Source organism: Shinella zoogloeoides, from assembly GCF_033705735.1.
In the GTDB taxonomy this organism is placed as follows: Bacteria; Pseudomonadota; Alphaproteobacteria; order Rhizobiales; family Rhizobiaceae; genus Shinella; species Shinella zoogloeoides_A.
Map to the genome: position 1 here is coordinate 1454584 of NZ_CP131130.1, position 13187 is coordinate 1467770.

11 protein-coding genes and 1 tRNA gene are annotated in these 13187 nt (G+C 65.1%); 1 reads left to right on the forward strand and 11 read right to left on the reverse strand.

Annotation, left to right across the window (positions count from 1 at the left end; all coding sequences use genetic code 11):
• Positions 1-32: 32 nt before the first annotated feature.
• The 5 genes from ShzoTeo12_RS07565 to pcsA all read right to left on the reverse strand — a co-directional run bounded on the left by ShzoTeo12_RS07565 (position 33) and on the right by pcsA (position 5469).
• On the reverse strand, positions 33-953 hold the full coding sequence (locus ShzoTeo12_RS07565) for an ABC transporter permease (protein WP_318911971.1): 921 nt from the start codon (positions 951-953) through the stop codon (positions 33-35).
• On the reverse strand, positions 953-2044 hold the full coding sequence (locus tag ShzoTeo12_RS07570) for an ABC transporter permease (RefSeq protein ID WP_318911972.1): 1092 nt from the start codon (positions 2042-2044) through the stop codon (positions 953-955). The genes ShzoTeo12_RS07565 and ShzoTeo12_RS07570 overlap by 1 nt, the downstream gene beginning before the upstream one ends.
• Positions 2034-3602: an ABC transporter ATP-binding protein gene (locus ShzoTeo12_RS07575; RefSeq protein WP_318911974.1), complete on the reverse strand. Its 1569-nt coding sequence runs from the start codon at positions 3600-3602 to the stop codon at positions 2034-2036. Before ShzoTeo12_RS07575 ends, ShzoTeo12_RS07570 begins: the two co-directional genes overlap by 11 nt.
• Before the next feature lie 50 nt (positions 3603-3652).
• The gene (locus ShzoTeo12_RS07580; RefSeq protein WP_318911975.1) at positions 3653-4624 is read right to left on the reverse strand and encodes a quinone oxidoreductase; all 972 of its coding nucleotides are present in this window, start codon (positions 4622-4624) and stop codon (positions 3653-3655) included.
• A 119-nt stretch (positions 4625-4743) separates the two neighbouring features.
• The gene (pcsA, locus tag ShzoTeo12_RS07585; RefSeq protein WP_119256317.1) at positions 4744-5469 is read right to left on the reverse strand and encodes a phosphatidylcholine synthase; all 726 of its coding nucleotides are present in this window, start codon (positions 5467-5469) and stop codon (positions 4744-4746) included.
• Positions 5470-5712: 243 nt separating this feature from the next.
• On the opposite strand from pcsA, the gene ShzoTeo12_RS07590 reads away from it, so the two are divergent.
• Positions 5713-6921 carry a UbiH/UbiF family hydroxylase gene (locus tag ShzoTeo12_RS07590; RefSeq protein WP_318911977.1) on the forward strand — a complete coding sequence of 403 codons (1209 nt, stop codon included), beginning with the start codon at positions 5713-5715 and terminating at the stop codon, positions 6919-6921.
• On the opposite strand, the gene ShzoTeo12_RS07595 is transcribed toward ShzoTeo12_RS07590, so the two are convergent.
• From ShzoTeo12_RS07595 to ShzoTeo12_RS07620, 6 genes are all read right to left on the reverse strand, one after another.
• On the reverse strand, positions 6889-7851 hold the full coding sequence (locus ShzoTeo12_RS07595; protein ID WP_318911978.1) for an AEC family transporter: 963 nt from the start codon (positions 7849-7851) through the stop codon (positions 6889-6891). The two genes, ShzoTeo12_RS07590 and ShzoTeo12_RS07595, sit on opposite strands and share 33 nt — an antisense overlap.
• Before the next feature lie 42 nt (positions 7852-7893).
• Positions 7894-8643 (reverse strand): cytochrome c biogenesis CcdA family protein, encoded by a 750-nt coding sequence (locus tag ShzoTeo12_RS07600; protein WP_318911979.1) that lies wholly within the window; start codon positions 8641-8643, stop codon positions 7894-7896.
• A 203-nt stretch (positions 8644-8846) separates the two neighbouring features.
• A tRNA-Lys gene (locus tag ShzoTeo12_RS07605) sits at positions 8847-8922 on the reverse strand.
• 146 nt (positions 8923-9068) lie between these two features.
• Positions 9069-10613 (reverse strand): caspase family protein, encoded by a 1545-nt coding sequence (locus ShzoTeo12_RS07610; RefSeq protein WP_318911981.1) that lies wholly within the window; start codon positions 10611-10613, stop codon positions 9069-9071.
• Positions 10613-12166 (reverse strand): caspase family protein, encoded by a 1554-nt coding sequence (locus tag ShzoTeo12_RS07615; RefSeq protein WP_318911982.1) that lies wholly within the window; start codon positions 12164-12166, stop codon positions 10613-10615. Before ShzoTeo12_RS07615 ends, ShzoTeo12_RS07610 begins: the two co-directional genes overlap by 1 nt.
• Positions 12163-13065 (reverse strand): OmpA family protein, encoded by a 903-nt coding sequence (locus tag ShzoTeo12_RS07620; protein WP_318911984.1) that lies wholly within the window; start codon positions 13063-13065, stop codon positions 12163-12165. The genes ShzoTeo12_RS07615 and ShzoTeo12_RS07620 overlap by 4 nt, the downstream gene beginning before the upstream one ends.
• Positions 13066-13187 lie beyond the last annotated feature (122 nt).

Below are 13187 nucleotides of genomic sequence, written 5' to 3' on the forward strand. Positions count from 1 at the left end.
TGGAGTGGTTGTTTCCCGTCTTCTTGTTCTCGTCACCGATCCGGCACGAACGGCTTGCCGAGCGAGGCAGGCGTGTTGATCAGCGTCATGCGCCGGTTGTGCGATATCAGGATTAGTACGATAACAGTGGCGGCATAGGGAAGAGCCGACAGGAACTGCGACGGAATGCCGATGCCGAAGGCCTGCGCATGCAACTGGCTGATCGACACCGCGCCGAAGAGATAGCCGCCGAGCAGCACCCGCCAGGGCCTCCACGAGGCGAAGACGACGAGCGCCAGCGCGATCCAGCCGCGCCCGGCCGACATGTTCTCCACCCATTGCGGCGTATAGACCAGCGAGAGCTGCGCGCCGGCAAGGCCCGCGCAGGCGCCGCCGAACATCACGGCGAGATAGCGCGTGCGGATGACATGGATGCCGAGCGCATGGGCGGAGGCATGGTTGTCGCCGATCGCCCGGACCTTCAGGCCCGCGCGGCTCTTGAACAGGAACCAGTTGACGCCGATGACGATGGCGATCGACAGGTAGAAGATGATGTCCTGCTTGAAGAGCAGCGGGCCGATGAAGGGAATGTCGGCGAGCAGCGGGATCGCGATCGGCTCGAGCTTGGCGCCCGACATGCCGACATAGGGCTCGCCGATCTGGCCGGAAACGCCGAGGCCCAGGATGGTGAGCGCAAGACCGGTCGCCACCTGGTTGGCGACGAGCGTCAGCGTCAGGAAGCCGAAGAGCAGCGAGAACAGCGCGCCGCCGGCAATGCCGGCGAGAATGCCGATATAGGGCGATCCGGTGACCTGCGTGGCGGCGAAGGCGATGGCCGCCCCCATCACCATCATGCCCTCGACGCCGAGATTGAGCACGCCGGTGCGCTCCGTGACGAGCTCGCCGATGGAGGCGAGCACGAGCGGCGTCGCCGCGGTGATCACGGTCAGGAGAATGGCCTCGATCATGCCCATCAGAGCGCTCCCTCGTTTCCACGGGTAAGGCGGGAGAAGACCAGCCGGATCTTGTACTGGATGAGCGTATCGCAGGAGAGCACGAAGAAGAGCAGCAGCCCCTGGAAGACGCGCGTGACCTTGTCGGAGACGGTAAGCGTCAGTTGCACCGCCTCGCCGCCGACATAGGTGAGCGCCAGGAACAGGCCCGCCGCGATGATGCCGAGCGGATTGAGGCGTCCGAGGAAGGCGACGATGATCGCCGTGAAGCCATAGCCGGGCGAGATGATCGGCTGCAGTTTGCCGATGGTGCCGCTGACCTCGGAAATGCCGGCAAGGCCGGCAAGCGCGCCGGACAGCAGCATGGAGAACCAGATCATGCGCTTTGACGAGAAGCCGGCAAAGCGCCCTGCCCGCTCCGACTGGCCGAGCACGGTGATCTCGAAGCCCTTCAGCGTGTAGCGCATCATGACCCAGAGCGCGACAGCCGCGATGACGGCAAAGGCGAAACCGAGATTGGCCCTACCGGAGGAAACGAGCTCGGGAAGGATCGCCTCCGGCGCGAAATCGCGCGTCACCGGGAAGTTGTAGGCATCGGGACTGCGCCAGGGGCCACGCACGAGCCAGTCGAGGAAGAGCTGGGCGATATAGACCAGCATCAGGCTCGTCAGGATCTCGTTGGTGTTCATATGTGCCTTGAGGAAGGCGGGCACGCCGGCATAGAGCGCGCCGCCGACCATGCCGAAGATCAGCATCAGCGGCAGGACGAGCGAGGAATGCCAGTCGTGGAAGACGACCGGCACGATGGAGCCCGCAATCGCCCCGGCGATGAACTGCCCCTCGGCGCCGATGTTCCAGTTGTTCGAGCGGTAGCAGACGGAAAGGCCGACGCCGATCAGGATCAGCGGCGCAGCCTTGATCGCGATCTCGTGCAGCGACCAGACGTCTAGCAGCGGCTCAATGAAGAAGCTGTAGAGCGCCGATCCCGGGCTCTTGCCGAGCAGCGCGAACATGATGCCGCCGGCAATGACCGTCAGGCCAAGCGCCAGGAAGGGCGAGAGGATGGAATAGAATGTCGAGGGATTGGCGCGCTTTTCGAGTTCAATGCGCATGAGCCGCCTCCTCGGTCTTGCCGTACATGCCGCCCATCAGGAGGCCGATCTTCTCGCGCGTCAACTCGCGGGTCGGATAGGCATCGGAAAGCCGCCCCTCGCTGATGACGGCGATCTCCGTCGCCACCTCGAAGATCTCATCGAGGTCCTGGCTGATCACCAGCACCGCCGAGCCCGATTTCGCAAGGTCCACGAGCGCCTGCCGGATACGGCTCGCCGCCCCCGCATCGACGCCCCAGGTCGGCTGGTTGACGATCAGCACGGCCGGCTGGCGGTCGAGCTCGCGGCCGACGATATATTTCTGCAGGTTGCCGCCGGAAAGCGAGCCGGCGGCCGGGTCCTCGCCGCTCTTGCGCACGTCCATCGTCTCGGAAATGCGCCGCGAGGCGATGTGCACGACGGCGCGGCGGATGATGCCGAGGATGCCGCCGGAAAGGAACGTTCGGCGATCCGACTGGTTGCGCGCCAGAACGAGGTTGTCGGAAAGCGGCAGGCCCGGCACGGCGGCATGGCCATGGCGCTCCTCAGGCACGAAGCCCGCGCCCATCAAGCGGCGGGCGGTGATGCCGAGATTGCCGGCGGCCCTGCCGCGGACCGAGACGGCCGACGCATCGGCGACCGGATATTCGCCGGAGAGCGCATCGAAAAGCTCGCCCTGCCCGTTGCCGGCGACGCCGGCGATGGCCAGCACCTCGCCGCCACGCACCTTGAGACAGACGTTCTTCAGCGCGACGGCGAAGGGCGTGCGCGCCGGAACGCTGAGATGCCTTGCCTCGAGCAGCACGTCGCCCTTGGTGTTCGTGCCTGCCGCACTGACGGAGGCGACATCGCTGCCGACCATCATGCGGGCGAGCGACGCGGGCGTCTCCTTGCGCGGGTCGCAGGCGCCGGTGACCTTGCCGTGGCGAAGAACGGTGGCGCGGTCGCAGATGCGCTGCACTTCCTCCAGCCGGTGGCTGATATAGAGAACCGAACGGCCCTCGGCCTTCAGCTTGGCGAGCGTTTCGAACAGGCGGTCGGCCTCCTGCGGCGTCAGCACCGAGGTCGGCTCGTCGAGGATGATGAGTTCGGGGTTCTGCAGCAGCGCGCGCACGATCTCGATGCGCTGGCGCTCGCCGACGGAAAGGTCGGCGACATGAGCCTTCGGATCGAGCGGCAGGCCGTAGAGATGGGAAAGGCGCGAGGCTTCCTCGGCCACCTTCGAGAGCGAGATGCCGGGGCTCAGCGACAGCGCAATGTTCTCGGCGACCGTCAGCGCCTCGAACAGCGAGAAATGCTGGAAGACCATGCCGATGCCGAGGCGGCGAGCCGCGCCGGGGCTTGGAATGCGAACGGATTCGCCCTTCCACAGAATCTCGCCGCTGGTCGGCGCCAGGACGCCGAACAGCATCTTGACCAGGGTGGACTTGCCGGCGCCGTTCTCGCCCAGAAGGGCATGGATCTCGCCGGGCTGGATATCGAGGTCGATGCCGTTACAGGCGGCAAACGAACCGAATAGCTTTGTCAGGCTGCGGACAGCCAGCAACGGACGGCCCCCAGACGCTCCAACGGCTGACACTATGCCCCTCTTTCCTGCAATCCCGTTCCCAGCGCCCCTTCGGGTCGTTTTCAGGGAATGAGCAATGTCGTTCCACTCGTTTTTCTTGATTCCAGATCCGTGTGGGCGCGTCCCGCGTCCGCCAGCGAATAAGTCTGATGAATATTGATACGCACTTTGTTGCTGCGCACAACATCAAAGAGCGAATTTGCACATGCATCGAGCGCCGCGCGTGTCGCGATGTAATGGAAGAGCGTCGGGCGGGTGGCGAAGAGCGAGCCCTTCTGGGCGAGAAGCCCCATATTGAACGCATCGACCGGGCCGGAGGAATTGCCGAAGCTGACGAAGAGGCCGCGCGGCTTGAGACAGTCCAGCGATTTGGGGAACGTGTCCTTGCCGACGGAATCGTAGACGACATCGACGCCGGCCCCATCGGTCAGCTCCCGCACGCGGGCGGCAAAATCCTCCCTGCCGTAGTCGATGACATGGTCGTAGCCGTGCGCGAGCGCAAGATCGATCTTCGCCTGCGAACCGGCCGTGCCGATCACCGTCGCGCCAAGCGCCTTTGCCCACTGGCCGGCGATGAGGCCGACGCCGCCCGCCGCCGCGTGAAACAGGATCACGCTGCCGGGCTTCACAGGGTAAGTCTGGAGCAACAGATACTGCGCCGTCATGCCCTTCAGCATCATGGCGGCGGCAGTTTCCAGGGAAATGCCCTCCGGCACCTTCACCAGATGCTTCGTCGCGACATTGCGCTCGGCCGCGTAGGCGCCGTCCGCCGAGGCATAGGCGACGCGGTCGCCGACGGCAAAATCCGACACACCTTCGCCGACTGCCGTCACCGTTCCCGCCCCTTCCTTGCCGGGGATGAACGGCAGGTCGGCCTTGTAGAGGCCGGTGCGGAAATAGACGTCGATGAAGTTGAGGCCGATGGCCGCCTGCCGGATCTGCACCTCGCCCGGCCCCGGCGGGCCGAGCGGCACGTCTTCGAGTTTCAGGACGTCCGGCCCGCCGAGACTGCGAACGACGATCGCCTTGGTCATGTCATGCTCCTCCGGGTTCTAGAGCATTTCCAGCAAAAGTGCGAAGCGGTTTTGCGTCCGGAAATGCGACAAAACAATGAGTTAGAGCGTTTTCGTGATTCGGAGAAAAGCGAAATGCTCTAGCGCCGGCCCAGGCTGGGAAAGACCTGCAGCACGCCGCCGATGACATAGAGATAGAGACCGGTGCCGACCACGCCCCAGACCACCCAGGCCGGCGATGCGAAATGCAGGAGCAGCGCATAGATGCCGAGGAACGACCAGAGGAAGAAGATCGCCAGATTGAGCGGCCGCAGCCGCTGGACGCGCACCGGATGCAGGAAATTGATCGGCATGAAGGTGAGGAAGACGGAAACGAAGACGACGACTGACGCCGTCACCTCGCTCGCCTGTATGACGAAGAGCGTGAAGACCACCATGTTCCACACGACCGGGAAGCCCGAGAAGAAATACTCGTCCGTCTTCATGCCCATGTCGGCATAGTAGATGGCGCTCGACACCACGATGGCGCCGGCCGCCACGAAGGACCAGGGCTCGCCGATCATGCCGCTCTGGTAGAGCGCGAAGGCCGGCAGCAATACGTAGGTCACGTAGTCGATGACATTGTCCAGCGTATCGCCGGACCAGTTCGGCAGCACTTCCTTGACGCGCACCTTGCGCGCGATGGGCCCATCAATGCCGTCGACGAGGAGCGCAAGGCCGAGCCACCAGAACATGTCGACGAAACGGTGCTCGGCCGCGGCCACGACGCCGAGAAAGGCGAGAAACGAGCCGGACGCCGTCAGGATATGGACGGAAAAGGCGCGGATTTCCGCATAGGGCACGCGCTTGTAGTTGAAGAATTTCATTGCGGTTCGCCGTCCATCCCTTGGGGCTTTTTCCCGGCCGCGATCCGCCGAACGCGCCCTCTTCGTGTCTTGCCGTAATATGCATTGATTGCCGGCCATCGCCAGTGAAAATCCGCGGCCCGCCGGTGCGTATCCAGCCCTGCGCGGATTCATCCCATGGAAATTGCCTCTTTGCGGCCCTACTCTTGCTCGCTACAAGCATCGCAAATCTGTGGGAAACGTTTCCCATTCCGGAGGTCGGTCATGAGACAATTCGATATCGCGATCGTCGGCGCGGGCCTTGCCGGCAGCCTCGCGGCCCTCGCGCTTTCCGATTCGGGCCGCACCGTCGCGCTGATCGCCCCGCCGACCCGCGCCGCCGACGGCCGCACGACGGCGCTCATGGACCAGTCCATCGCCTTCCTAAAGACGCTCGCGCTTTGGGATGCGATCGCCCCGCACGCCGCCGCGCTCGAGACCATGCAGATCCTCGACGGCACGACGCGCCTTCTGCGCGCGCCGCCGGTCGCCTTCCGCTCCGGCGAAGTGGGGCTCGATGCGTTCGGCTACAACATCCCCAATGCGCCCTTCCTCAAGGTGCTGGACGAGCGCATCGCGGCGCAGGGCAATATCGCGCGGCTGGAAAACGGCGTGACGGCCGCCAACAGCTTCGAGAACGGCGTGGAGCTGGTGCTGGACGATGGCGAGCGTGTCCTCGTCTCATTGGTCGTCGGCGCGGATGGCAAGAAGTCGCGCATCCGCGACAGCGCCGGCATCGGCGTTCGTGCCTGGTCCTATCCGCAATCCGCGCTGGTGCTGAACTTTGCGCATGAGCGGCCGCACGGCAATATCTCGACGGAGTTCCACACGGAAAGCGGGCCGTTCACGCAGGTCCCCCTGCCCGGCCGGCGCTCCAGCCTCGTCTGGGTCCTGCCGCCGAAGGAAGCGGCGCGGCTGCGGGACCTGCCCGTTTCCGACCTCGGCCAGTCAGTGGAAGAGCGCATGCAGTCCATGCTCGGCAAGGTCACCGTCGAAGCCGGCGCCCAGAGCTTCCCGCTTTCCGGAATGACGGCCGACCATTTCGGCAAGGAACGCTTCGTGCTGCTCGGCGAGGCCGCCCACGCCTTCCCGCCAATCGGCGCGCAGGGGCTCAACCTCAGCCTGCGCGACATCATGGCGCTCAGGGATTTGATCGGCGATAGCGAGCCGGCGAACTATTCCACGCTCGGCGAGCGTTTCGACCGCAGGCGACAGGCCGACATCCGCTCGCGCACGCTCAGCGTCGATCTCCTCAACCGTTCGCTGCTTTCCGATTTCCTGCCCGTACAGTTCCTGCGATCCGCCGGCCTGCATCTGCTGTCTGCCCTCGGACCGCTGCGCAGCATCGTCATGCGCGAGGGCATCGAACCGCTCGGCTCGCTGAAGGCCTTTCGCGAGGGCCTAAGGGAACGGGTCGCCCGGAAGCAGGCCTGACTTGATGAGGTAGAGCACGATCGTCACCGTCGCGACGGAAAGGACCGTCGTGATGAGGATCGTCGCCGACGCCCTCTCCTGCCACACGCCATATTGCTGGCCGATGACGAAGACATTCGTCGCCGTCGGCAGCGCCGCGAGCAGCACGGCCGTATAGACCCAGACCGGATCGAAATTGCCCGCAAGGCCGAGCACCAGATACATGACGACCGGCAGCAGCAGGAGCTTTGCCGGCACGATATAGCCGATCTCCACCGGCACGCGCTTCAGGGGCCTGAGCGCCAGCGTGACGCCCATGGCGAAGAGCGCGCAGGGCGCGGCCGCCTGCGCCAGGTAATCGATCAGCCGCTGCAGGGATTGCGGCGGCTCGAAACCGGCAAAGGCGGCGGCGAAACCGGCTGCCGTCGCGATGATGAACGGATGCGTGACGATCTTGTGGAGGATACCGCCGACGACCTGATGGGCCGGCCGCTTCTCGCCGCCGGCAAGTGCCATCAGCGCGGGTGCCACCATGAAATGCAGCATGTTCTCGAAGCAGAAGACCAGTGCCACAGGCACGGCCGCCGGCTCGCCGAAGGCGAGCAGCGCAAGGCCCGGCCCCATATAGCCGATATTGCCATAGGCCGCGGCAAGCCCCTGCATGGTCGCCTCGCCGACGCTCGCGCGGCGCAGCCACAGCCCGAGGGCGAAGATCAGGCAGAAGACGAGATAGGTCGCCCCGACATCGGCGACGATGAAATCGACGCGGGTCAGTTGCTCGATCGGCGTCTTCGCCACCAGCTTGAAGAACAGGGCCGGCAGCGCGATGTAGATGATGAAAGTATTGAGCCAGCCGAGCGCCTCGACCGGCTGCTTCGTGATCTTCGCGACCACGTAGCCGAGGAGAATCATGCCGAAGAACGGCAGGACCAGTCCGATGATATCCGCCATGGGCTAAGGTCTGCTTCCGCTTGCCGAGGATGATGTTTCCGACTAGCCGATTTGCGAGAGAATGGGAAACGTTTGCTGGAACCAGATCGCAACGGCGCTGACATAGCCGAAGATGAAGGCTAGGCCGGTGAGGATCAGCAACCCTCCCATGACCTTCTCCACCGTGCCGAGATGGCGGCGGAAGCGCACGAGGAAGCGCATGAAGGCGCCGGAAAAGCCGGCCGCGATCCAGAACGGAATGGCAAGGCCGAGCGAATAGACGGCCAGCAGCACCGCGCCGTCGCCGACGGTCTCGCGCGCCGCGGCGATGCCGAGGATCGCCCCCAGCACCGGACCGATGCAGGGCGTCCAGCCGAAGGCGAAGGCAAGGCCCATTATATAGGCGCCGGAGGCGGTCGCCGGCTTGCCGCCGCCCTGGAAGCGCGCCTCGCGGGCAAAGAGCCCGATGCGCAGCACGCCGAGGAAATGCAGGCCCATAAGAATGATGATGACGCCGCCGATCTGGGCGAGCACGTCGAGATGCTTGCGCAGCACCATGCCGATCGTCGAGGCCCCGGCGCCGAGCGCGACGAACACCGTCGCAAAGCCGAGCGTGAAGAAGAAGGCCGCCAGCAGCACAGCGCCCCGCGTATCGCGCCGCACCGCCACCGCCTCGCTGCCGCGGAACTGGTCCACCGAAATGCCCGCCATATAGCACAGATAGGGCGGCACAAGCGGCAGCACACAGGGCGACAGGAAGGACAGCGCCCCGGCAAGAAGCGCGCTCAGAAGGGAAATATCGGCAATCGACAAGGGGCTACTCCACGACGGCCGGAGAAAGCGGCTCCAGCCCGCAACCGGCCCGCCCGCATCTCCGTTTGCGCCTCTGATAGCCGCCGCACCCCGCTCCTGCCAATCACCTTTTGGAGAACGCGGCGATATGTCGTGTGCGAGCGGCGACGTCGGGAAGGAGCAAAGCAGATATGAGAATCAGACCACCGCAACAAGGACGCTTGTGGTGAGCGCGCAGGGATTCGAACCCTGGACCTACTGATTAAAAGTCAGTTGCTCTACCGGCTGAGCTACGCGCTCCCGAGCGTGGAGCATACGCCCCGCGGAAGTGCGCGGAACATATGCAGGAGGTTCTGCCGGGTCAACCCGGAAAATGCACCGAAAACAGCTTTTGCAACTGCCGTTTGGCAAAGCGGCAGGCCGCCGGAATACGGTAGCGGCAGCGCTCAGTGAACCGCATATTTCAGCAGTCCCAGCGACCAGTTCACGCTGCGGTTCTCCGTGTCGCGCGTCCAGGTCTGCTTCAGCGTGCCCGCTATATCGGCGATGGTGGTGCGGGCGTCGAGTTCCTTCGTCAGGCCATAGTCGTTCGGGGCGACCCTGGTGAGGTCGACGTCGTCGGCGATGACGATGGCGACGAGAACGTTTTCGCCCGGCCCGTCGGCCTCGAAATCGAAGCCGTAATAGTCGTCTGGAATGGTGAGCGGCATGTTGGCGGTCAGCGGCGTGATCTTGCGGGCCGCCTCGTTGGGGAAGATCTGCGTCGCCTTGCCGTCCTTGTCGACGTCGTAGAGGATGAGGTGCCCGCTCGTGGCGCTCGTCACCGTGATGCGGAAGGCATCGCCGGTCTTCAGATAGTCCGAGGAGAGCGCCACCTTGACGTCGCCGGTCTCGGCCTTGCCGAGGATATCGCCGACGGCCTCGACCGGGTCGGCGGCGACATAGGCCGTCTGCTGGGTGTTCTCGACCTTCACCTCCTCGATCTTGCCGTAATCGGGCGTCGGCTGCTGCGCGGTCTCGCCGCCTGCCTGCTGCGCCTGCCCGCCGGTATCTGCCGGCGCGACGGCGCTGGCGCCGAGCAGCGCGTAGTTCACTTCCAACTGCGGATCGAGGCCCTGGCATTCCGACTGCGCGGCGCAATAGGACTGCGACTGCTTCTTCACATATTCCAGCAATTCGGCATTGGAGACGATGCCGTTGCCATTGCTGTCGGCGGCGGCGGTCTCGTGGCCATTGACATAGGAGAGCGTGAAGACGCCGTGCCGCTCCTCCGGCGGCAGGCGCGTATCGTCCCAGGCGACCTGATAGGACGAGGCAGCGCTCCACGCTTCCACGCCGTTCTGCCTGGCGATCTCCGGCTTGTCGACCACGGCGACATCGATGCGCAGGCCGCGCGTCTTCACCACCTCGCCTGGCTTTGCATGGGGGCGCGGCAGGAAGCGCGCGCTTTCCATCGCCTCGGCGACCTCCGTCGAGAGCGAGCGGGAGATGGTGCCGGAGTGGCAGGCGTCGATGACGATGGTGACGGCGCGATCCTTGAGCTTCGCCAGCATCGCATCGATCTCGTCGTCGAGAATCACATTGGTCCAGTCGCCGTCGCCGGCGGCAATGTCATAGGTGGAAAGCGCCTCGTCGAGCCCGTCCTCCTCGTCGCCGCTCACGTCCTTCACCTGCAGGCCATGGCCCGAAAAGTAGAAATAGACCCGGTCCCCCGGCTGCGTGCCGTTGACCAGCCAGTCGTCGATGCTGGCGAGGATCGCGGCTCGGCTGGCATCCTGATCGCGCAGGACGCGGATCGAATCGGCCGGATAGCCGAGCTTTTCCTTCAACAGCGTCTCGATCAGCGGCGCGTCGTTCTTCGGCCCTTCGAGGAACATCTTTTCCGGCAGGTTGGCATAGGTGCCGATGCCGACGATCAGCGCCCGGTCGGCGGCGGAGGCCATGGAGCCAAGACCGAGCGAAAGCAGAAGGGCTGCGGCATACCGGATCATCAGAGCGCTTCCCGCGTGTAAAGGGGTTGGATAGCGACGCTCGCTTCCTTGCCGTCGAGGCGCGTCATCAGGGCCTGGAGCAAGGCGGCGGCGGTCACGTTGCGGTCGGCGAGCACCGCGCCGATGGCGTCCACCGGCTCGGCGGTCCAGATCGTGATCAGGTGATCGGCGCCGAAGGGCTTGACCACCTCGACATCGGTCAGCTTGAACTCGGAACTCGCCGTTCCCGCCGCCTGCATGTCGAGGAACTGCACCTCGCCCGTATTGGCAAGGTTGAAGACCAGCATGTTGGGATAGCGCCCGGGCGGGGCGTCGAAGCGCAGGCGATCACCGGCGGCATAAATATCCCGTGTCGGCCTCAGGGAGACGGATCCGGGATTCTGGCTAGCCATGGCCTTCAGGAAATCGAGCAGCACGAATTTGTCGACCACCGCCTGGATGCGGTCCGGACCGATATTTTCCGCGGCGACATCGCCGTTCGGCGTATAGAAGACGCCATTGGCGACATCCCAGCGGAAGGGCGTGCCCGTGCCGTCCGTATTCTCCGGCTTTTCGGCATCGCCGTCGATCTCAAGGGCGATCTTGCCGGTCCAGCCGAGCTCCCGCGCCGGTTTGAAGGCGTGCGGCATCGCATTGTCGCCGGCGACCTCGCCATTGCCGGGAAGGCCGCGCGTGAGGCGCACGACGACCTCGCTCTCCGAGCGCGCCACCTGCGGCGTGAAATTCGGCACCTGCAGCGCTTCCGAGCGGTTCTTCACATTCGAGAAGACGTAGTCCTCCAGTTCGATGCGGGTGATGATGCCGTCGCCGTTGCGGTCTGCGCTGCCCTCCACCGCGCGGGCGAAGCTCCAGCTCAGCGCACCGCGCGGTTCGCCGTCGATGATGACTTCAGGCGTCGGCTGGCTCTCCAGCGATGCGGCGAGCACCGTCACCTGCTTGAAGTCGATTTCCTTGAGGTTCGCGCCGTCGATCGCCTCCTGCGAGGGCGCGGCGAGCTTGACCTTGACCGCAGGCGCAAGGCGCGACTTGCCCTTGATGGACCGGCTCATGCCGCCGGAAAAGCAGCTGTCGGAGACGAAGAGCACATGCACCCCCTTGCCTTCCGCCTCCGCGAACCAGGCATTCATCTCGTTGTCGACGATGATCTCCCTGGTGGTCTCCTCGTAGCGGTTGCGGTCGAAGCCCGGAAGCTGGAGGAATTCGTCGAGCCCGTCCGCTTCGTCGCCCGCGATGAGCTCCGGCATCTGCGCGCCGTGGCCGGCATAAGTGAAGATGATGGTGTCGCCCGCCGCCGCCTCGGCCACCATGTCCGTCCAGGCCTTGCGGATATCGTCCTTGCGCGCCTCGGAATTGGTGAATTTCACCACCTTGAAGCCGGCGGCGCTCATCGAGCGGTAGACGTCCTCCGCGTCACGCACCGCGCCGTCGAGGCTGACATCGTTCGGATACTGGTCGACGCCGACGACGAGCCCGTAGGTCTGCGCCGCAAGGGCGGCGCCCGGAAAGGCGGCGGTGAGGAAAAGCGCCAGGAGGCGCGGCAGCAGTGCCCTCATTTGAGATCTACCTCGACCCGGCGGTGCAGCTGGTTCAGCGTCTCCGTGTCATAGGCGCTGGCATCGTCCGGCTTGAAGGGCTCGTCCTCGCCCTTGCCGACGGTCGTGATCGTGCCGGCATAGCCGGCATCGTAAAGGTAGGTCTTCAGCGTTTCGGCGCGCGCCAGCGAGAGCTTGTAATTGGCCTCGGCGGTGCCGACCGGGTCGGTGTGGCCGATGAGCTTGATGGCGGCCGGCTTCACGGCCTTCAGGCATTCGGCGAGGTCCTTCGCCGCCTCGACGCCCTCCGGCGTGAAATCCGCCGTGCCGAACACGTAGCGCACCGGCGTCGACTTCTTCTTGATCGTGACCCCGCGGAACGCGATCTTGCAGCCGCCGCGCATGGAGAGCTTGACCGGGCACGGGGCGGCAAGGCGCATTTCGCCGGCAAGCCGGTCGAGGCGCAGGATGTACGCCTCGTCGGGCGCCATCCAGTCCGGCGTCAGCGTCTTGTTGGAGCCATCCTCCAGCGCGATCTGGTAGAGCCGCGCGGCCTCCTCGTAATCCTTGCGCTCGCGGGCAAGGTCGCCGAGCGCGTCATAGACCTGCCAGGGACCGCCATATTTCTCCTTCAGTTCCTCCAGCACCTGTCGGTGATCGGCAAGCTTGCCGCCATTGCCGACATCGACGGCGACGCGGTTGAAGGCGGTCAGCGCAGCGACGCGGCCGACGAGCGTGCGCTCGTTGGCGCTGCAATTGGCCGTGCCCGCCGTCTCTGCGGCGGCAAACGCCTTCTGCTCGTCACCGGCGTTGAAGGCATCGACGACACCGTTGAACGCCTCGCAGGAGGCCGATGCCGGCGCCGTGTCCGCGAGGACGAAAGCGGCCGTCGCAAGCGCGATCCCGATGAAGGCCCGCAACGGTGCCCTCGCGAGGTCGGGGGCAGGACCGCCTTGGCGCGCCGAAGAAATGCGAAAATGCTCCCGGTATCGCATCAGCATGGTCCGTCCAGTCCCCTCATGTCTTCATCGAATCGGCAGGC

Excerpts from the sequence above, each read along its gene's own strand:
- ShzoTeo12_RS07590 (WP_318911977.1), top strand. The coding sequence starts at position 5,713 with ATGAGACAATTCGATATCGCGATCGTCGGCGCGGGCCTTGCCGGCAGC.
- ShzoTeo12_RS07580 (WP_318911975.1), bottom strand. The coding sequence starts at position 4,624 with ATGACCAAGGCGATCGTCGTTCGCAGTCTCGGCGGGCCGGACGTCCTG.
- ShzoTeo12_RS07610 (WP_318911981.1), bottom strand. The coding sequence starts at position 10,613 with ATGATCCGGTATGCCGCAGCCCTTCTGCTTTCGCTCGGTCTTGGCTCC.
- ShzoTeo12_RS07565 (WP_318911971.1), bottom strand. The coding sequence starts at position 953 with ATGGGCATGATCGAGGCCATTCTCCTGACCGTGATCACCGCGGCGACG.
- ShzoTeo12_RS07615 (WP_318911982.1), bottom strand. The coding sequence starts at position 12,166 with ATGAGGGCACTGCTGCCGCGCCTCCTGGCGCTTTTCCTCACCGCCGCC.
- ShzoTeo12_RS07595 (WP_318911978.1), bottom strand. The coding sequence starts at position 7,851 with ATGGCGGATATCATCGGACTGGTCCTGCCGTTCTTCGGCATGATTCTC.
- pcsA (WP_119256317.1), bottom strand. The coding sequence starts at position 5,469 with ATGAAATTCTTCAACTACAAGCGCGTGCCCTATGCGGAAATCCGCGCC.
- ShzoTeo12_RS07570 (WP_318911972.1), bottom strand. The coding sequence starts at position 2,044 with ATGCGCATTGAACTCGAAAAGCGCGCCAATCCCTCGACATTCTATTCC.